The organism is Coleofasciculus sp. G2-EDA-02 (assembly GCF_040226375.1).
Taxonomy (GTDB): domain Bacteria; phylum Cyanobacteriota; class Cyanobacteriia; order Cyanobacteriales; family Coleofasciculaceae; genus Coleofasciculus.
Genome location: NZ_JAVKEW010000260.1, coordinates 24,497 through 45,043 on the forward strand (window position 1 = coordinate 24,497; position 20,547 = coordinate 45,043).

General features: G+C 44.1%; 15 protein-coding genes and 2 pseudogenes. 9 read left to right on the top strand and 8 right to left on the bottom strand.

What is annotated here, in order from left to right:
- Positions 1 to 67: 67 nt before the first annotated feature.
- The 4 genes from speB to RLO19_RS29965 all read left to right on the top strand — a co-directional run bounded on the left by speB (position 68) and on the right by RLO19_RS29965 (position 4,069).
- Entirely contained in the window at positions 68 to 1,243 is a 1,176-nt protein-coding gene (gene speB / locus RLO19_RS29950; protein ID WP_446337569.1) for an agmatinase, read from the top strand.
- A 55-nt stretch (positions 1,244 to 1,298) separates the two neighbouring features.
- A complete protein-coding gene (hypA, locus tag RLO19_RS29955) occupies positions 1,299 to 1,679 on the top strand; it encodes a hydrogenase maturation nickel metallochaperone HypA (protein ID WP_446361273.1) in 381 nt (126 codons plus the stop codon).
- 84 nt (positions 1,680 to 1,763) lie between these two features.
- On the top strand, positions 1,764 to 2,438 hold the full coding sequence (hypB, locus tag RLO19_RS29960; RefSeq protein WP_446361275.1) for a hydrogenase nickel incorporation protein HypB: 675 nt from the start codon (positions 1,764 to 1,766) through the stop codon (positions 2,436 to 2,438).
- 134 nt (positions 2,439 to 2,572) lie between these two features.
- Entirely contained in the window at positions 2,573 to 4,069 is a 1,497-nt protein-coding gene (locus RLO19_RS29965) for a sodium:solute symporter family protein (protein ID WP_446361277.1), read from the top strand.
- Between the two features lie 348 nt (positions 4,070 to 4,417).
- Here RLO19_RS29965 and RLO19_RS29970 read toward each other — a convergent pair whose 3' ends face one another.
- Positions 4,418 to 8,878 (bottom strand): hypothetical protein, encoded by a 4,461-nt coding sequence (locus RLO19_RS29970; RefSeq protein ID WP_446361279.1) that lies wholly within the window; start codon positions 8,876 to 8,878, stop codon positions 4,418 to 4,420.
- Between the two features lie 205 nt (positions 8,879 to 9,083).
- Between RLO19_RS29970 and RLO19_RS29975 the strand changes: the two genes are divergently transcribed.
- Positions 9,084 to 9,323, top strand: a complete 240-nt coding sequence (locus RLO19_RS29975; RefSeq protein ID WP_446361281.1) for a hypothetical protein — start codon at positions 9,084 to 9,086, stop codon at positions 9,321 to 9,323.
- Positions 9,320 to 9,733, top strand: coding sequence for a putative toxin-antitoxin system toxin component, PIN family (locus tag RLO19_RS29980; RefSeq protein ID WP_446361283.1), 414 nt, complete (start codon positions 9,320 to 9,322; stop codon positions 9,731 to 9,733). Before RLO19_RS29975 ends, RLO19_RS29980 begins: the two co-directional genes overlap by 4 nt.
- A 132-nt stretch (positions 9,734 to 9,865) precedes the next feature.
- Here the strand turns inward: RLO19_RS29980 and ggt are convergent, their stop codons facing one another.
- Positions 9,866 to 11,641, bottom strand: a complete 1,776-nt coding sequence (gene ggt / locus RLO19_RS29985) for a gamma-glutamyltransferase (protein ID WP_446361285.1) — start codon at positions 11,639 to 11,641, stop codon at positions 9,866 to 9,868.
- Between the two features lie 91 nt (positions 11,642 to 11,732).
- Complete coding sequence (locus RLO19_RS29990; protein WP_446361287.1) at positions 11,733 to 13,094, bottom strand: PEP-CTERM sorting domain-containing protein; 1,362 nt, start codon at positions 13,092 to 13,094, stop codon at positions 11,733 to 11,735.
- 550 nt (positions 13,095 to 13,644) lie between these two features.
- On the opposite strand from RLO19_RS29990, the gene RLO19_RS29995 reads away from it, so the two are divergent.
- On the top strand, positions 13,645 to 13,890 hold the full coding sequence (locus tag RLO19_RS29995) for a hypothetical protein (RefSeq protein WP_446361289.1): 246 nt from the start codon (positions 13,645 to 13,647) through the stop codon (positions 13,888 to 13,890).
- On the opposite strand, the gene RLO19_RS30000 is transcribed toward RLO19_RS29995, so the two are convergent.
- A complete protein-coding gene (locus RLO19_RS30000; RefSeq protein WP_446361291.1) occupies positions 13,857 to 14,837 on the bottom strand; it encodes a hypothetical protein in 981 nt (326 codons plus the stop codon). The genes RLO19_RS29995 and RLO19_RS30000 overlap by 34 nt on opposite strands.
- 431 nt (positions 14,838 to 15,268) lie before the next feature.
- Here RLO19_RS30000 and RLO19_RS30005 point away from each other — a divergent pair, with 431 nt between their 5' ends.
- Positions 15,269 to 15,697, top strand: a complete 429-nt coding sequence (locus tag RLO19_RS30005) for a helix-turn-helix domain-containing protein (RefSeq protein WP_446361293.1) — start codon at positions 15,269 to 15,271, stop codon at positions 15,695 to 15,697.
- Positions 15,698 to 15,804: 107 nt separating this feature from the next.
- On the opposite strand, the gene RLO19_RS30010 is transcribed toward RLO19_RS30005, so the two are convergent.
- Together RLO19_RS30010 and RLO19_RS30015 are read right to left on the bottom strand one after the other, a co-directional pair.
- Positions 15,805 to 16,746 carry an endonuclease/exonuclease/phosphatase family protein gene (locus RLO19_RS30010; RefSeq protein ID WP_446361295.1) on the bottom strand — a complete coding sequence of 314 codons (942 nt, stop codon included), beginning with the start codon at positions 16,744 to 16,746 and terminating at the stop codon, positions 15,805 to 15,807.
- 146 nt (positions 16,747 to 16,892) lie between these two features.
- On the bottom strand, positions 16,893 to 17,372 hold the full coding sequence (locus tag RLO19_RS30015) for a hypothetical protein (protein WP_446361297.1): 480 nt from the start codon (positions 17,370 to 17,372) through the stop codon (positions 16,893 to 16,895).
- 471 nt (positions 17,373 to 17,843) lie between these two features.
- Between RLO19_RS30015 and RLO19_RS30020 the strand changes: the two are divergent.
- Positions 17,844 to 19,587, top strand: a pseudogene (locus RLO19_RS30020) (IS1634 family transposase).
- Positions 19,588 to 19,823: 236 nt separating this feature from the next.
- Here the strand turns inward: RLO19_RS30020 and RLO19_RS30025 are convergent.
- Together RLO19_RS30025 and RLO19_RS30030 are read right to left on the bottom strand one after the other, a co-directional pair.
- Positions 19,824 to 20,024, bottom strand: a complete 201-nt coding sequence (locus tag RLO19_RS30025) for an HNH endonuclease (protein ID WP_446361299.1) — start codon at positions 20,022 to 20,024, stop codon at positions 19,824 to 19,826.
- 336 nt (positions 20,025 to 20,360) lie between these two features.
- Positions 20,361 to 20,547, bottom strand: a pseudogene (locus RLO19_RS30030) (IS4 family transposase); the annotation flags it as partial.

Here is a 20,547-nt window from a genome sequence, read left to right on the forward strand (position 1 = left end):
ATCCAGTATGAATTGCTAGCTCTTCTGGGCTTTTGTGGTTTTGACTAATCATCAATTGGAGCATCTTATGACAGACTCTGCCTTTGAACCCCCTAATGGGCAAAGTGAAGCCCAACGAGCCCTAGGTATGGAGCAACAACTCCCCCTGACTGGATGGCAACAGGAAGTGAATCAAGGTCTAGAGTACGGACTCGAAGCTGCCGACAGTATCAAAGACCGCAGTATCCCTACCTTTTCACGGGGAGAACTCCCCCACTATGCAGGGATTAACACCTTCCTGAAAGCTCCCTATCTTGAAGATGTGCGACAGGTAGGTAATTATGATGTGGCAATTATTGGTGTTCCCCACGATTCCGGGACAACCTACCGCCCTGGAACCCGGTTTGGCCCCCAAGGGATTCGCCGTATATCTGCTCTTTATACCCCATATAATTTTGAGTTTGGAGTTGATTTGCGCGAACAAATTACTCTCTGTGATGTGGGAGATATCTTCACCATTCCTGCCAATAATGAAAAGTCCTTTGATCAGATTTCCAAAGGTGTTGCTCATGTCTTTAGTTCGGGAGCATTTCCCATGATTTTAGGAGGCGATCATTCCATCGGATTTCCCACTGTGCGGGGCATTTGTCGTCATTTAGGGGATAAAAAAGTCGGGATTATTCATTTCGATCGCCATGTCGATACCCAAGAAACCGACCTTGATGAACGGATGCATACCTGTCCTTGGTTCCACGCCACTAACATGAACAACGCCCCGGCAAAAAACCTTGTGCAGTTGGGCATTGGTGGTTGGCAAGTGCCGCGCCAAGGGGTGAAAGTCTGTCGGGAACGGGCGACGAATATTCTCACTGTTACCGATATTACAGAAATGGGTCTTGATTCAGCAGCGGATTTTGCCATTGCACAAGCGACGGATGGCACGGATTGTGTCTGGATTAGCTTTGATATTGACTGTATTGATGCGGGGTTTGTACCGGGTACAGGTTGGCCAGAACCGGGTGGCTTGTTACCTCGTGAAGCTCTCTATTTACTGAAGCGAATCATTCGTGAAACTAATGTGTGCGGCATGGAAGTGGTAGAAGTTTCACCGCCCTATGATGTGAGTGATATGACATCTTTGATGGCTACGCGGGTAATTTGTGATACCTTGGCGCATCTTGTGGTTTCAGGGCAGTTACCCCGCAACGAAAAACCGAGCTATATCCACTCTGAAGCTCAAGTCGTGGATCACCCGTGGCGGTAAGCGATCGCAGTGGGAATTTGAAGTATTTTTTGATCAGTTTTCAAATCGATTGACCATGCATGAAACAGACATGACCAAAGCTTTGATTATAACGGTGCGGGATTGGTTTGAAAGCCAACCCGATGTACCTAAAATTGAAGCAATTCATTTAACTGTGGGAAAATTCACCTGTGTTGAGCCAGCTAGTTTAGAGTTTGCGTTTACAGCACAGACGAAAGATACCTTCTTGGATGGAGTAAACTTAGTGATTCGAGAAACGCCGTTGATTGCCTTTTGTCATAAGTGTCAGTCAGAATATTTTCCACAAATTGGTCGGCAATATTCTTGCCCAAATTGTCAGTCTCCGATGGACGATATTCGCTCCGGTCGTGAATTAAAAATTGATCGCATTGAGTATTCAAAATCAGAGGCGTTCGCCTTCTCATCATCAGGCTAGTTCCCGTTTACTTTTTATGCCAATTTTAGGCAAAAACCTGCTTAAATTGTTATCCAATCTATTCATTATTTGAGACTAATTACCATGCACCAAACCTTCGATGCAGCCTTAGGAATTAACCTCCTCCATGCTAACCAAGCAGGTGCAGAGCATAACCGAGAACATTTTGATCGTTGGGGGATTCATTGTCTCAATTTAATGAGTAGTCCGGGCGCGGGAAAAACAGCTTTATTGGAACGTACTTTGGCTACCCTTCAGTCAGAATTAAACATGGTGGTGATTGAAGGCGATATGACTACAGAATTAGATGCGGATCGTCTCCGCCAGTATAATATCCCTGTTATTGCTATTAATACGGGGCGTTCCTGCCACTTAGATTCAAAAATGGTGGCGGGTGGCATTCATCAGTTATCTCGTGATTATGATCCTAAAAAATTTGATTTAATATTTGTCGAAAATGTGGGAAATTTGGTTTGTCCAGCAGAATTTGAAGTAGGAGAACATGCCAAAGTTGCACTACTTAGTGTGACCGAAGGAGAAGATAAGCCCTTGAAATATCCTCTCATGTTTCAAGAAGCAGATTGTTTATTGATAACAAAAATGGATCTAGAACCCTATGTAGAATTAGATTTAGAAAAACTGGTGACTAATGTCCGTCAAATGAATCCCTACGCAACCATTATTCCAGTATCAGCAAAGACAGGCGAGGGACTAAATCTATGGTTCGATTGGGTGCGATCGCAAGTTCATGGCAAATAACCTATCCCATTGCTCTCTCATTAACTCATGCTGTGTTCTTCCAAACTTAGCATGTTGTTACTTTTTAGTCCATAACTATAACTAGGATCTGATTTTCATCGAGATAACGTGCAAACAGTTAAGGACAAGCAATCATGTCAAATAAAATTTTTTTTGGGGGAATTATCGCATTTCTTGTCCTAACCCTTTCGATTGGGTTATGGGCTGCAAAACAAATTAAGGGCGATAGTGTTAACTATCTTGTCGCAGGTCGAGGCTTAGTTTTACCCCTAGCGGCAGGTACGTTGATGGCACAATCTGTAGACTCCAATGCCACTTTAGGGAACATGGATCTCGCAGGAAGTTTTGGTTTTTGGGCTGGCGCATCGCTGCCGTTAGGACTCGCATTATGTTTGTTCTTAACGGGTCTCTTTTTTGCGAAACCGATGAACCGGATGGGGTTAATTACCTTGCCTGATTTTTATCGGGTCAAGTATAGTCGAATGACAGAGCGGGTAGCCTCAATCATCATGGTGCTTAGTTTTGCCTTTTTATTGGCGGGAAATTTAGTTGCTGGGGGCTATTTATTCCAGTCTTTTCTCGGCACAACTTATCTCGCTGGGGTAATTTTAATCGCGCTGGTTGTTTTAATTTATACAGCCAGTGGTGGGTTATTTGCGGTGGCTTATACTGATGCGATTCAAGTAGCGATCGCATTCTTAGGCATTCTGGGACTCATCTGCTTTATTGCAATTGGATATGGTTTCACAATTCCCGATGGCATGGGACCTTTTGCACTGGAGCAATTAACTGATCCTGCTGCTGGAGCTGCGATTAACTGGGCAACACTTTTAGCCTTGGGGTTGGGGGATATTGTTGCCATTGACTTTATGGCGCGAGTCTTTGCGGCTGAGAGTCCAGAAACAGCACAGCGAGCCTGCTTTATTGGTTCAATGGGAACGGTGCTGATTGGTGTCCCATTTTCAATTTTGGCATTATCGACTCCAACAATTCTCGAAACCTCCGGGTTGACCTTAAACTCCGACCAACCCCTGTTGTTTAACCTCCTAGGAGTTGTGCCGCCTGTGCTGGGGTTATTGGTGATTGCAGCGATTCTCTCGGCGTCTCTGTCTACAGCAGATGGAGCAATTTTAGGCACATCGTCGGTCATTGCCCACAATATCATTGGTATCCGCCACGATGACCACAATGCTGCGGGCGATCGCCTTCTAGCCCTCACCCGAGTCATGGCTGTCGTGATCACCACCTTAGGAGTGATTTTTGCCGTTCTTATTCCCCAAACAGGAATTTTGCTGCTACTCGCCTTTGATCTTGGGTTCGCGGGGTTATTAGTTCCCTTAGCGGGAGGACTCTTTTGGCCAAAAGCGAATAAATACGGGGCATTAGCTTGCATCCTTGTCGGCACGGCGACGCGCTTGAGCTTCTTTGTTCTGATGCCGACGATGTTCGGTAGTGATAATACTCTGCTATACATCCCTAATCCTGTGTTTACGCCGGATTTTGATGGGTTTCCCACGTTAATTAGTCCGTTGGTAGGCTTGGTAGCGTTTGTTGGCGTATCCCTCTTGACGGGGGGGACGAAAGGTAAGTTGGAAGATCGACAGGAACTTTCGCAAGCAAACTTGAGATAGGAAAACGCGATCGCGCGATCACGGCGGTTGATCAGGATGGGGATGGTTAAGTTTTACTCGAATGAGAATTTTCCTCTGGATATCGTCCGGGAACGAGAGCCAATTGGGTTATGATGTTCTTACCTCTTACGATGCAGGGCAAGCGAATTTTACCTGCAAGAAGAACTAAAAAACAACCCCGTAGGAACGTTTCGCGCTCGCCTAATTCAAGTGAAAAAGCAGAACCAGCCTAAATCCAGCCGTCAAGCGTTTGTGATCCAAGAATATACCCGGTGAGTCTTCTGAAAATGCCTCAGTTATAGGGGATTTCAGGGATACTGTAGAAGGGTGCGATCGCGCCCCTCCAGGTTATCCGCTAAAATGCTTGGGGTCATGAAGCAAAGCGAAAAGCACTTGCTCACACAATAAACTCACGAAATCATGAGCTATCTCACCTTCACCTTCAGGTTGTGCTTCTAACACAGGAATTAATACCGCGACTAAGAAATTCCAGTCAAAGCATATCTGTAATTGATGAGGTCGTTTTTGAAAAGCTTCAACAAGTATCGCTGGTGTCCAATCAAAAGCATCAATAATGGATATATTAGGTAATTTTTGCTCAACAAAGTTACATTGCAAACTATACCAAGTCTCTTCAATTTTATCGTCTTGTCGTTTGTTTATTTCGTCACGAATAACTTCAGCCTCTGGGAGTAAATAATGCCCATCTTCATTAGTATTACTTTGAATCACCTTAGTATAGGATACTGCATAAGTAAGGGAAATAAGGCGGGCTATTCGGGGTGCAACATTGATGAGTTCTTTGGTGAGTGGATGAGTCAGCCCATATTCTCTTATCCATGAACGCATAAAAGCAGATGTGTTGACATTACGCACTCCAATAAGGCAACGGAAAGCAGATGCTCGAAGGGAGCTTTCCAATTTGCATCTTCGCAGTAACTTAGGAGCTGCCTGAGCGATAAAAGCTTCAGTATCCATATCATAATTTTGACAGCGACTCAAGTCATCTAAACTTATCAGTAGACTTGAAAAATCACTAACATAATCAGTGATGTAGTTTTCCAGATCTGGGTTTATATCATTAATAGGAGACTCTAGAACGACAGCAATCGTTGCCCAAAATGTGTCCATTAATGCTTTTTCGTCAAGACAATCTTCTAGATAAGTAAGCTGTTCTTTATTTGTCAGAAGAGTAACTAACTGTTTATGTAGTTCTGGTGTTTTTGATAACTTTCCATCTAGAATTTGTCGGCATTCCGTAATGAACTGGAAATTGTGAAGATTCCGAAGTGCAGATTGTGCTTCAGCCTCAATTTCTGGATCTTGAGGTAGAATACCGATGAAGCGAAACTGTAGATTTCCCTGCTCATCATTTTCCAATCGCCAATTCTTGGCATCAAAATAAGCTCTGATTTTTTGGGCGCGATAGTTACTGCTAACTGGAATTAAATTGAGTTGGTGATTATCCCAGTCTGCTAAAATCCGAGATGTCGCTTCTAAAGGAATCTTTTCTTGTAACCACATTCCTAGTGCTATCTCGGTCAGAGGAAAATTTCGGTGAGGTAATTGATTAAATTTAAGTAGCTCTTGATATTCTTCTTGTGAGAGTCGCGTCCATGCCTTAAAAGCATCAAACCCAAAATCTTGTCCTTGATCAATCTTTTCAAATTCTAACCAGACGAAAAGTTGTAGAGACGATAGTAGAGGAATTAGAGAGCTTTTGAGAAGATTGGGATCACATCTAGCCAGCGAAACGAGTACCCCAAGCATTGCAACAGTGTCAGTACGCTCAAAGATAATTGAAATGGAGCGTTCAAGTTCTGCTTTAGTTGGACGGCTGTAAAGCCATCCCTCTAGCGTCATTAAAAAACAAGCAACAATATCTGGACACCAGGGATACTTGCGATGCCAGTACAGAGCATGGCGACCACCTTTAAAATGTTTTCTATTATTGCCAATAAGCAGAGTTACACCATCCGTATCAGTCTTTTGGCTACCCTCCAGCCTGTTTTTTGTCCAACGATGCTTATGCCAGTAATTTGTGGCTACATTACAAAGGGTGGCAACTACATCAACTGCAAGAGGTTCATTTATGTCGAGTAGAGAAAGAAGTGGGTAAAATTTGAATGTACAAACATCAATATCGCTAGAACCTCTTGTTCCAAGATAATCAATTAACCAATCAGAGTTATTATCAAATTTATAACGATAACTTGGCTCTGAAATAGTCACAGCAAGTAGTAATTCAGCACAGAGTTGTGGATTAACACGAACTACATAACAAAGATATAGTCCTCCATGCTTAAGCATGAATCCTCGAAATTTGGGATGAACTCGTGCTGATGAACCTCTTGGATGCGGCGGCTCAAGTACACCAGTACCAGAGATGATGTCATCGTCAGTTGGCTCTAACCTTGTGCTTGGAGTTACTTCTCGTCCTGCTAACGCTCTCAAAAGCCATGCTGAGCGCTCTGGAGCAAACTTTAATGCGTAGACTATGCAAGCAAAAGCAGTTGATGGATTACTCAACCAATAGCGTCTTTGTTTGTCCGGCTCAGGGAGCAATACTCTCTGAGCTAAATCCAGAACAAATTCTGCAACTTCAACCTGTAGTGGAAATATTTCTGTAAAATTGCCCCAGTTCGGCTTCAGCCAAGCGTCTGCTGCTTTGAAAATTGAGTCAGATTTTTCTATCAAAACCTCTGGATTTTGAGATAAGAGCCAACGCCAAATTGGTTCCCACAGATGTGGTTTTGGAATTCCTGTTATCTGCTCTTGGGTAACTAGCCTTTTTCCTAAAGACATAGACTCCAAGTTTTTGGCAATAACCGGATGCGGAAATGTTGCGATCGCGAGAAGCCGAGAGATGATACGCTCAACTATAAATGGCAAGCGTTTCTCGGAACAACCCTGAAGGACATTGCTTCCCTGTTTACTCAAAATCGCACCATCAAGGAGTAAGTCAGTGAGTTGTAAATGATTTCCTTCAGATGATTCTTGCAGCAGTTCTTGCCATGTCTCAGCTTCTGTTGACTCCATAGCCAGATGTAAGGCAAACCAGCGCATAGGTTGACACCAAAGCGGATTCCTCAACCTCTGGGCTAACTCACTAACTTCTAGTTCACGACGCCTTGCCAAAAGATAGCGAAATCTTGCACAATCTCCAACAAGACGATGGGTAACAGCTACTCGGTCATCTACAACTCGAAAACAGTCCCGCCGCACCAGTGTATATAGAGTGTTTTTATCAACAGGTGAGTCATATACAGATAGGTCAGACGTAAAGTTATCAGCTAACAATAAAGCCGTTTTAATGAGAACGCGACCTTCTTCACTGACTTCATATCCGTTTCCGACTTGATAACACCAGAACCAATTCAGCAAATCCAGGTCATTTCTGAAAGATGAGGTTTTGATATCATCTTGTTGAACACCGCTAATCAAATAGTCAAGAAGTTTCAGGTTTAAAGCCGGTCCAAACTCATCAGCACGATTAATCAGTTCAGCAACTTCGCCAGGTAAAGCATTAGATGACTGAAGCTCGTCAATAGGTAACTGTTGCAGCCTAACAACATCAATTGGAACTTCTGCACCAAGTTGAGCGACAATTTTATCACGAACTCGGCGTCCAGCGTCTAAATGTGCTACCAGGACAAAGCGAACATCAGATGTTTCTCTAGTTAACGCATTTTGCAGCAGGTTAAGCACACAATCAAAGCTGTGGTCATCGACATCACTCAGGTCATCTATGATGATGATAGGTTTCTCTATGACTTGAGCGGCTAAAAGTTCATCAAGCCGTCTTGTCTCTCGGCTAGATATGGATTCTGGAGTTTTTGTGAAAGAAACAATATCAGATGGATGAAGAAACAAACAGGTATTGTCTTGAAAGCTTGTTTGCATTCCCAGCGTACAAAGCGCTGATTTTCCCGAACCTGATGCACCAAGAATAAGAGATATTTGCTTGGCTTGTATAGATACTTTTAGCTGTGATAGTAAATTCGTTCTAGGAAGAGAAAGACTTCCACCAAGAGTATGTCGAACAGCACGAAACCGATAGCGCGATTGACTGAATAATCTTGCCAGTGTTGCCCGAAATGCGGTTAAGCTTTTATCGTCCCTCAGTTCTCGCCATATAAGATTACTGGCACGTTCAGGAGATAAACCCGAACCAAGTTGAAGCAGATAGCCTAACCATCGTCCAATAGTCGTCTGGGCATCTTCATCCAGTGAAAGATTTTCTAATTCAACTGTTAAGTTTGTTTTCGGATCAGAAACATACTCATAACTGACATGAGTTTTGAATGCCTGAAGTTTTTGGAGCTGATCTCGTTGTTTGCGAATCCCCCATCCTTGGATAACGTCCCTCGGATTCCTATCTCCTTCAAATTTACCAGAAATAACAAACTGTAAGTGTTCTACTAAACTCGGTGTACGCTCAGAGGCAAGATTAAAAATTTCCCAAAGTTCTTCAAGGGCTTCACGAATTAAACTTTCTGAAAGAGTTCGCTTAACTTGTGTTAAGGTTACACATATACCCGATTCAGTAATGTCTGAAATTGCTTCAGTGAGAACTGCATGGGCTGTATTTAAACTTTGACGTTCTGTTTCAGAAGCGTCTTTCCATCGGCGGACAATTTTCAGCAGCGTCAAAAGAAATTGGTGTTCAAAACCGCTCAAGGAAAGCAAACCCCCCTCTGCTCGCTTAGGTTGACATTCTTCCCAAGCACTTCTTAGCTCATTTAACTGAAAAAGCAGAGGAAGTTCAGAGGTTGTTACAGTTGGGTTTGTTGTTTCACTATCCACCATTTCTTCATGTTATCTCGCGACTGCTCAAAAAAGCTCAATTTCAATGGATTCCGCTGCACCTCAAGGGATAAATGGAATTACCCCATATCCCTCGATGACAGGTTAAATGCCTCGTCCATCAACCTGACCTCACCAGATAGCGTATGATTATGCCATACTCAGATAACGTCGCCGTTAAATCCTATCTAAACCTTAACGTAAACCCATGAATGCGTACAAAAAATATATCACCATTGAAGACCCAAAACAGATTATCATATCCGATTTACCCTTTCAACCCGGACAGCGAGTCGAAGTCATTATCCTCGCCGAAGATAACCCCAGAACACCTTTAGTCGAACGATTGCAAACCTTATTAAAACAGACCCAAGCCTTACACGCCGATAACCCAATGACTGAAGCCGAAATCGCTGCCGAAATAGAAGCCTATCGCCAGGGACAATGAAAGTTATTATTGATACAAACGTTTTAGTTTCAGCCGCGATCGCTGATAGGAATCCCGAAGCCGTGATTCTGTTTGTGGTGGGCAATCCAGAGATTGAGTGGGTCGTATCAGCCGAAATCTTGACCGAATATAAAGAGGTTTTAAATCGCCGTCGGCTCAAGTTAACCCCAGACCAGAAACAGAGATGGTTTACACTATTAGATGAAATCACCCAATTCATTGATGTCAACATCAACGTTGATTTTCCCAGAGACCAGAAAGACGCCAAATTTCTCGCCTGTGCCATCGCCGCCGACGCCAACTTTTTAATCACCGGAGACAGAGATTTCTCAGAGGTTCAAACCTTGGGCAATACCACCATTATTTCTGTATCTTTGTTTAAACGCTTAGTTTGTGATGTACAGGAATAACTTAGTCATTTATCAAGCCCAAACACACGAGAGAACTATCAACAACGATTAAGCAACTAAAACCCTCTTCCCTTTTGCCCTCTGCCCTCGGCCTCCTGCCTTCTGAAAGCCCTCGGCCTCCTGCCTTATTACCTAATACCCCATCGCCTCCCCCGCCACTCGCCGCCGATCATTCACCCCCCAAACCCCCCCCGATTCAACCTGAATCGATTCCGCCGCACCCCAACTCACAAACGGAATCACCCGATATCCCTTCTCCCACAACCTCCAAACCCCATCTCCCTCCACCGCAAAGGGTTCCGTCAGCACCCAATTCGGTAATCCCTGATAATGAACACGCGGCGCATTCACCGCCGCCGCAATATCCAACTCATAATCAATCCAATTGGTAATCACCAGCACCACCGTAGTCGGAATCGTCGCCCCCCCAGGGGAACCCGTCACCAACACCACCTGGTCATCTTTCTTCACAATCGTCGGACTCATGGAACTCAAGGGTTGCTTCCCCGGTTCAATCTGATTCGCCTTCCCCTGAACCAAACCAAACTGATTCCCCTCCCCCAGCTTCACCGTAAAATCATTCATCTGATTATTCAGAAAAAACCCCGTATCCTTTGCCATCACCTTAGCGCCAAACAGGGAATTAATCGTATAAGTAACCGCCACCGCATTACCAAACTGATCCACAATAGAATAATGCGTCGTATGCGTCCCTTGAGGCATATCCTGCATATTCAACGCCTGGGGATTCAGCGCCCTCTCCCCAATTTGTTCCCGAATCTGCGCCGCATACCCTTGACTCAACAGGCGCTTGACGGGAATCTCGACAAAATCCGGATCACCCAAAACCTGATTCCGATCCCGATAAGCAAATAGCGCCGCCGACAAAAAGGAATGCAGACTCTCAACCGAACCCCATCCCCACTCCGCCAGAGGATACCCCGCCAACACGTTCAACATCTGACACACCGTCACTCCCCCTCCCGGCGGTGGTGCGGTTACCACCTCATACCCGCGATACTCACAGCGCAACGGGGTATCCTGAAGCACCCGATACTGAGTAAAATCCTCTAGTGTCAGCATCCCGCCATTCTCTTCACTGGCTTGCGCGATCGCACCAGCTATTCTACCCTGATAAAAAGCCGCAGATCCCGATCGCGCGATCGCACTCAAGGTTCCAGCCAACTCCTCCTGTACCAACCGTTCCCCCACCTGAAAGGCTTCCCCATCATCCAAAAAAATCGCCGCCACATTCTCCTGTTGAGAAAACACCTTCGTATGACGCTGCAACCGTTCCACATCCCCCGGTGACAGAATAAACCCATCCTGCGCCAACCGAATCGCCCCCGCCATCACCTGTTGACGGTTCATCGTACCATACTCAGATAATGCCCTATCCAAACCCGCCACAGTTCCCGGAACCCCTACCGCCAGATATCCCTGGGTACTTGCATTATTGTTCACCTCCCCAGAACCATCCAAATACATAGCCGCCGACGCCGCCAGGGGTGCAGTTTCCCGGAAATTCAGAAACACCTCTTCCCCTGAAGCCAGGTGAATCACTCCTAACCCACCGCCGCCAATATTCCCACAACAGGGATGAACCACCGCCAAAGCATACCCCACCCCCACCGCTGCATCTATCGCATTTCCCCCCGATAGTAAAATTTCCTGTCCCACCCGCGACGCTTCCTTGTGCGCCGTCACCACCATCCCCCGTTCTCCCTTCACGGCTTCCGTCTGTTGGGGATAACAGGGAAACAGCCGACAACTCGTCCAACTGAGTATCCCATAGAGGTAGTTTAAGGGATGATAGACGCTGCGTGCGATCGCCATATCCCATCCAACGGCTGCAACCATGGATGTAATAATCAAAACCAGGATTTTCTTTTTGCGTGTGAGTTTCATCTTGGCAGCAACGAAAAGCGATCACGCCTATCATAATACCTGAATGATAGGTGCGATCGCTTATTAATTATTGCTCTTTCAGTTGGCTTTCTTAGGCAGCTTCTACTTCGTGCCGCTTGATTAATTTCTGCTGATCACGCTTCCGCTTCAGGGCTGAACCTGCCCCTAAAACTCCAAAGGATAGTAAACCCAGTAGAGAAGTGGGTTCAGGAACTGTCTCTACTTGGAAACTGATCTGTTCTTGGTTAAAGCCAGCCAAATTAAACGTATTATTGTAGACCTCAAAGGAAGTATCAAAAATATCGACACTCTCTTCAAACAGGGGTTCTACAGAAATATCAGGAAGCACAGGAAGTTCGAGGTCAAACTCGCCAATAAGGGCGTCTAAACCCAAATCAAGTCCCAGACTTGTCGTGTTGTTGAAGAGTGCGTTGAAATCAACAAAGGCATTAATGTCGAGAAATTTACCCGCATTACTAGGCATGGTAATGGCTATATCCTCCCCGATATTGAAAGGAATTGTCGTTCCATCTTCTAGGCTAAGCAATGCAGGCAAAGTACCGGTTAAAGAAAATGCTTGAAGTGCTGATAGAACAGCAGTCGCCTCTACATCCAAAAGGTTGTAGCTGAAGCCAAGATCGTCCACAACGGGTAGATCGATTGATTCACCACCCTCAAGTGGTGGTAGTCCGAATAAACTCGTGGCAATAAAGTCTAGATCGAGCGTACCATTGACAAATTCGTCTTCCCCGGATGAAGTCAATTGATTTGAACCCGATTGGTTCCCCATTGTATCAACTTTGGGAAAACTTACCTCAAGGCTTCCGAGATTACCAGTTTTATTGAATGAAAGATCACCAGTATCAAAATTCACTAAATTTATCGTTTTATCAACATCAAATCCTAAATCAAAACCCGGATCAACATCTATACCTGCCGCCACATCGAAGATAAAATCTAAATTGTAAGAAGCATCCGGACTGAAAGTTTTAAACGTTGCACCATTAGCAAAAGAGAAACCTGATTGAATAGTGAAAGTTTCGCCTTTTTTTACAGGCTCATCGGGTATAACTAAAAATAAGTCAACTGGAATAAAAGCATTGACAGTACCTCCATTCAAATTAAAAGTGCTTTGAAGACCGATTTCACCATTAGTAAAGGCACTGAAACCTATATCCTGTCCATCAAAGCCTAAGATGCAGTCGCCGAATGGGTTTGGAATCACACAGAACCCAGGGATGCTAAAACCTTCACTGACAGATTCATCCCAGTCAACTCCCAGAAACCTGTCATCAGTAAAACTAAATGCATTACCCGTATCCCAGATGCTTTGATTCGATGTTTCAAATAACAAATCAAACTCAAGAGTTGAGGCATAGGTGGTAGAAGATATGCCAATGACTGCCGTTGTCGCAATAGTCGCTGATGTGACGAGTCTAGGAAAAAGCTTCATATTTTACTTCCTACAATTGTGCAAATATTGGACTTAGAGTAGAACCGTATGCTCTCTATTCTGTGCAAAATACTACTACAGTTTATTTAAACCAAAAATATCCGATAAAAGCTATCTTCACAAACTCTTTAAATGTCTGTTTAATTGCAATAATTATATTGGTAAATACTCATTAAAAAATAAACAAAACTTAACAAAGGCTGTAAAGCCCTATTAGAGGGCATTTTAGATACAAATCGCTCAAAGGTTTGTTTTTTATATATCTATATAATTTTAAAATAAACCTAAAAACTACCCAATAACAACGCAAACTCGTTCCAACTCATCAGAAAAAATTATAATGAAGTCCTTTACCCCAACTTCATACAATTTTTACAAAAGCTTGCTTGGGCAACAAGAAGGCACAAAATTGAATGACATAACCCCATTAAACCCTATCAAGCACCGCATAATTGCTCTAGACATTATGCAATTTTAATGATACAGGAATCACCCAACTCTCATCAGGCGGTTTAGCTAACACTCTTGCGTCTTAGCCAAGGGGAACAAAGTGCAGCCCAGCTACCCCGCTAATATCACCAACCGTTTGAGAAGAGAGGCGCACCATTGCAGCACAAAGAAAGCCTCACTATTTACCACAGAAACACCCTTATGGGCTTACTATACTCTCAAGTCCAACCCAAATAACCGAATCATGAAGCGTCCAGGGATCATCCTCAGGGATGCTGCTGGAGAAGACACGACGCGATCGCTATTTCCAAATCAAGCGGCAGCCGTTCCCTCAGAATGCCCTTGAGTTGGATCAGAATCTGCATTCCCTTCATTTCGGGCAGCCTCTGAAACGTCCAGGATGGCTTCACTTGGGACAGAACGATTTGCAGAAATGGCGGCTTCTAGAACCTGGGCAGCCCAATCCACGGCAACTAATCCCTCAGCTTTAGCCGTATCTCGAAGGAGTGGTTGCAAGTGGGTAGGAAGCTGTAGGGTTAGAGTGAAGGTTTCCCTTTTCAGTATCCGAGTCCTTTTGGTCTCATCGGATTTTGCCCATCGAGCCGTCCACAATTCGCATTCAGCTCCCCGTTGGTTTCCGTCCTTTTCTATAAAATTCAACACCCCAAACTGGTTGCAATAAAACGTTTGGGGGTCATCGAGCAGCTCTAGACTGCAATGAGAGCAATTCCAGCAGCTCTTGTAATTTGTTTGTGCCTCAGGAGGCGAACCTCCATCGGTTCTGGAGTGGCTTCCGGATGAATGCGATGGGTTAGCGGCAGTACGCGCACTCTGCTGTCGATACTCCTGAGCGATTTGGGCAACGTGAGCAGCCGTCACTTTACCACTAGGAGCCGTAGACACCGCCTTAGCCCATGCTACCTGTTGCTGTTCAGGTTTTAAGGCAGTTAGAGGACGAGCTTGGCGCTCATTGGCGGGGAGAAAATGTGCGCCATGGCGCACATTTTCCACCACCGAAGCCGCTTCAATCAACTGATAAGCTGAGCGGCGAGATATTTCCCAACGGGCAAGGCAATAATCCTCAAAAGTCCCGTAGTCTTGTCGGTATAAGCGCTTGTCTCGAATCTGCCGTAAGGCTTGTCCGATTTGCCAAAACGCTCTTAAACCCTGTTCTACGGTAGCTTCCAGACTTCTGAATTCTACTATCTCAGCATCGGTTAGTTCGTGTTCTGTATCCGCTAAGGTTTGAGTATTGGCTTGATCGCTATGACCGATAATCTTAGGAGATTGCATTTAATCTTCTCCTTTTGCAAGGTTGAACGTCTTGAGTTGCCCTGTGCGCCGCCAAATGCGTGTTTGCTAATGATTGCTCAGCATTTTGACTGCTGTTGCCTGGATTTGCACCGTGCAATATCTATTATTGCATCATGCAATATCTATTATTGCCTAATTTCAGTTTTTTATTCGATCTATTTTTGTATCAGCCATGAAATAGTATTGCATACAAGAGGGCTACAGGCAGGGGGATGGGACTCGGGAGGGAAATCCCGGCAAACCTTGTCAATGTAAAAGTTTTACCGTTTAATAAGATGTAGGGGATCGACGGGTAACGTTGAAACCGTGAGCGAGTGTACCGTCCTAGTCCAGACTTTTGGTGGGGAGTAGGGCAATGGGTGTAAAGGGTATAATTAATTAATAAACAGAGCCAATTAATTAAACAGATAGTGACTGCATTCGTGTCTTCTCACCTCCAGGTTCCTCAACAGCGGCTGAATCAGTTGATTGAACAGCTGCTAGAAGAGGGTTGGACTCAAAGTAGCTTGGCTAATGCTATTGGTGTAGATTTCTCCACGGTATATCGGTGGTTGAAGGGGAAAACTAAACCTGAGCCGGATTCCAGGAATTTTCGGCAATTGGCAAAGGTAAGCGGTGGTACCCCCAGAACCCTGCAACTTTATTTAGACGGAGAAATTTCCCTGTCAGTCTACCGTTATGGGTTAGAGAACAAAAAAGTTGTGGATGTAAAAGATGACAATATGTCTAGCAATGAGAGGATTAAGGCAGAAGTTTTAGACAAAATTTACGCCCTTGATCCAGCCGATATTGCTGATGTGATTTCTTCTACGGTGGCGTTTTTAGCCAATCGAGTTTGAGGGGACTGGGTTTTGGAGTGTACCTGCTTGTGACAAAAAAACAAACCCAGTCGAGGAAGACTGGGTTGTTGTCACCCCAACTGTTTTCTTTGAAGGCAATAAGAGTGTTAACTTCTTCCTTCCACCAACATTTTAAGCTTCAAGAGTTCACGCTCAATCTGTTCAATTTGTTCCAGTAATACCTGTTGTTGATTGGGTGGAGTTGGTTGTACAGATTCTCCTAGCTGGAACGTTGCCAATATTGGACGATGGTCACTGGTTGTTTGATCATCGGGACAATACGCATCTGATGGATCGCCATAGAGAATTACAGAAGATGCTGACCAATTTTTGGCTTCACCTGCCACAAACACAAAATCTAGAACACCATTATATCGATTTGAACAAATTGTCGCTATTAACTTCTCAGGCTTGACCCAGGTAAACACGTCATCAGCTGTGAGCAAGTCCCAGCCTTCATCGTGAACCCCCGATATCACATCCCAGTCAAAGTTGTAGTCCCCGGCGGCAATAATCGGTAATTCTTGAGAACGTCCCCATGCATTCAGCAGCCGTGCTTGTTCGTGACGAGAACTTTCCGAACTCCGGTAAAAATGATTGACCACAAACAGAAACTCTTCCCCCGTCGGCTTAAACCGAAATTGAGCGACCAGGGGCGCTCTCACTCGACCTCCTATATTTATATCATCGAGTTCATAATGCTTGACCTCTTCCAACAGATGACTGTTGTAGGCAATAGCCAAGCGATCGCCTCTACCCGTGCTGCCCAGAATCGTTTGAAAATCAGCATTTTCCCCTTCTTCCGTCCCCTGTTCCAGATCCGTTAGCCAGGTTTCGTTCTGAACTTCAGAAAATCCCCAGATATCAATATCTTCCAATGGAGCAATGTGCTTACGCGCAATGACCGATGGCACAGCATCCCCTGACTCGACATTGAATGAAGCCACCTTTAACTCACTGGCATTGGCACAGAGATTGCCTCCCAACAGAAAAATACTGCCAGCCAAAAAGATGGTCAAGAAAAATTTGACCGAAGTAAGCTGTTTCATGAAACCTCCAGCATTTGTCTTTAGGTAAGATTGTTAAAGCAATCCATTAATATTCACACCAAAACAGCTTACTCCGTAGAAAACACTCAAAATAATAAAGGTGTCCTTGTTCGATTTAGCGATCAGGTGGATAATGAGACTCAGGGCTATAGCTGCTCTTCATCCGGTTCATCATCCTGAACTTCCGGAGCCTCAAAGACAACTTCAAAACAAGAATTGGGGATAAACCGATTCAAAGCTCTGACGTGATCCTGGGCATCTTGACGATTAAAGAACCGAGCTATGGTACACCTTTGACAATTGGGTAGGAGTCGAACAATTGCCCAAGGACGAGTCAAGTTTACTAGAGGTTGAGTTCGCTGGGATGTTGTTTCTCCCTTCCTCAATGTCAAACCATTTTGCACAATCGATACCAGCCGCTGCCATGCTGGGCTAGTATCATTAGGAAGGATAGTCCAATCTTCCACGGGTGCCGGTAACCAAGTCAAAATGTAAGGTTTGCCTTCTTTGATGACTTGCCAAGATAGGCGGCGGCTTTGTTTAAGGCATTGATAGCCTTGCTGCCGGAGGACAGCACAAAGGTTCTCGCCTTCATCCCGAAGGCGAAGCCAGTCTCGATGCTTCATAGTCAGTAAAAAAAGTAAATGAGTAGCCCGCATTTCTCACAAACTAATTTGAGAAGCTAATTTGAAGGGGAAAAGTAGAAGTTTTCATGCGCAGAATAGAAAAATTACATATTCTCCAACAAGATTAACTTGAAATTGCTAACCCTTACCCGACGCATTCGATAAAATGAGCGTTAGTATTGGCAAATTTCTAGGACAAAATAAACTGAAAAGAGCTTCAGTCATTTTCACAACTATGCTTGTTATCTTCGAGAGCTAAAAACTTAACTCGTATTGGGAATGGCTTGAATTCTTGAGTGCGCGATCGCTAAAATCTCTTGATCTGAAGTTCCCCCGGTGCAAATGTACTATACCAAACATTAAGCCTTATCCGATAGTGGTTTGAGCGCTCAACCCCTGAAAAATTGTACCCATGTAGACTTAAGATTTTCTTAATACTTTCGGAAGAAAATCTGTGATACAATTGTAGTCATGTACATAGAACGTGTTCCTAACAGAAATTCTCCTCCAGCCATCTTACTTCGCGAGTCTTACCGCGAAGGAAAGAAAGTGTGTAAACGAACTCTAGCGAACTTATCTAAATTGCCTGATGAAGCGGTAGACGGTTTAAAAATTCTCCTCAAAGGAGGCAAGGCGATTGAAGACATAGAGGAAGCGTTTAAAATAGTCCGTTCTCGCCCTCATGGTCACGTAGCCGCCGTACTAGGGATGATAAACAAAATAGGATTAGACTCAATCATCAGCGGTGAAAATACCCGAAATAGAAGATTAGTTTTATCGATGATAGCGGCACGGATTATTGCTCCGGCGTCGAAATTAGCCACAGCCAGAGGACTACAGCAGGCGACAAAACTGTCTAGTCTATGAGAAATCCTGGGAGTGGAGGGAGCCGATGAAGATGAATTATATTTAGCCATGGATTGGCTCTTGTCTCGGCAAGAGAAAATAGAAAACAGTTTGGCTGGCATCCATCTTGTTGAAGGAACATTAGTTCTCTATGATGTCAGCTCAACATATTTTGAGGGAAAAACTTGTCCTCTGGCACAATTCGGATATAATAGAGATAAGAAAAAAGGGAAACTACAAATCGTATTTGGATTATTGTGTAACTCCCAAGGGTGTCCCATTGCTGTAGAAGTATTTTCAGGAAATACAGCAGACCCCAGTACATTAACCCAGCAAATAAAAAAAGTCCGCACTCGCTTTGGATTGAAGAAAATAATCTGGGTGGGGGACAGAGGGATGATAACACAAGCCAGAATTAGAGGAGACCTAAAAAAAACAGAAGGAGTTGACTGGATAACCGCGCTACGCTCAAGCCAAATCCGTAAACTTGTTAACCAGTCATACATTCAACTATCTCTATTTGATGAAAGAGACTTAGCCGAAATTACTTGTGACGATTATCCAGGAGAGCGATTAATCGCCTGTCGGAATCCGTTTTTGGCAGAAGAAAGAAAAAGAAACCGAGAAGATTTATTACAGGCAACTGAACGAAAACTGGATAAAATTGTCAGCGCCACGTCTCGAAAGAGCTGTCCGCTCCGGGGTGAAGCTGAAATCGGACTTAAAGTTGGTGAAGTTATCAATCGGTATGGTGTGGCTAAACACTTTAATATCCAGATAACTCCCGATAGCTTCTCTTCCCAAAGAAACATTGAAAGTATCAATTCTGAAGCCACATTAGATGGATTATATGTGGTGAGAAGTTCCGTAAGAGAAGAAATCTTGAATGCCGAAGAGACTGTCAAAGCCTATAAGAGTTTATCCAAAGTTGAGCAAGCCTTTCGCAGCTATAAAACTATTGATTTAAAGGTTCGCCCTATCTATCATCGTAACAGCGATAGAGTCAAAGCCCATGTTTTCTTATGTATGTTGGCGTATTATGTGGAATGGCATATGCGTCGATGCGAGAGCACCAATCCTATTTGATGAAGATGATTCAGTTGGTGCGTCTCGAAAACTTGAAGGAGTCGTTACCCATTCAATAAGGAGTGATTCGGCTTTGCTGAAAGCCCAAAGGAAGCGAACAGCCGATAATTTACCTGTGCATAGCTTTCAAACTTTGTTGGCTGATTTAGGGACTATTGTTAACAATTGTATTCAGTCTAATATCCCAAATGTTCATTTTGACTTTGACAAGGTAACAGAACCCACTCCAGTACAAAGGAAGGCTTTGGATTTATTGGGTGTCAGCCTAATTTGTACCCAGTGAAGCTAAGAGCAAAATCGCCCTAAGCCACAATATGCATACAGTGTAGCGATTTGTCAAAGGGGAACTTCAGTTTCAAGGGGGATGCGAGGGGGATCGATAATGTGGTAGGGTCGAGGGGAGCATTACTGCTCCTCCCCTCCCATCCGAAACCGTGCTTGCGAGGTTAGAGTCGAGGGGGATGTTACCATCCCGCCCCTCTCTTCCGAAACCGGACGTGAAAATTTCTCTTCATCCGGCTACTCAATGTGTTTCCTTTTGTCATTACAGGACTTCTGACTCCCATCGCTAGCAGTCTTTTCATCGTGGCAATGTCGATGCAATAGTTGTAGGTTTTTCCACTCATCCTTGCCGCTTAGCGCTCTGGGGATTTTGTGGTCTACTTCTAATACATCCCATTCTTTAAAGTGTAATTCCTGAAGGGGTGACAAGCAGCTCAAAAGCTTGGCTTACATTGCATTTCACCCCTCAAGCCTTAAAAAGATGAGAGTTTATTGACAGGTTTATTGAGAATGACCAGACCAATGAGAATGATAATCACCTGCATGAGACGAGAGGAATATTTGAATTTTAGACCCAGAACAGTTATTTGCGTATTATCTACGCAAATTTATTTTGCTTTTTTGGTTTTAACTTGGTCAAAAATCAGATTCTATGAGGTTTTAACATAAGCTGTTCTGCATTCCAATTAGCATACCTCAATTCCCAGGAATGTAACAGGCAACAGGGAATACGGAATTTAAATGTGTCTTAGCTTATAGAGTTTGAAAATATGGCTAGGCGAAAATACTAATCAAACGCATCTCTTTTAAACCTTGTTGAAAATAAGGGAGTTTCGAGCGATTAATGCCCATAATTTTCTCAACAATAGCTCGACAAAAATCCCATCCAATAATCCAGGTAAGTCCATAAAGACCAATCCAAAAGTTGCTGTGCCGTCTCTGGCTTCTTGCCACCTCTTTG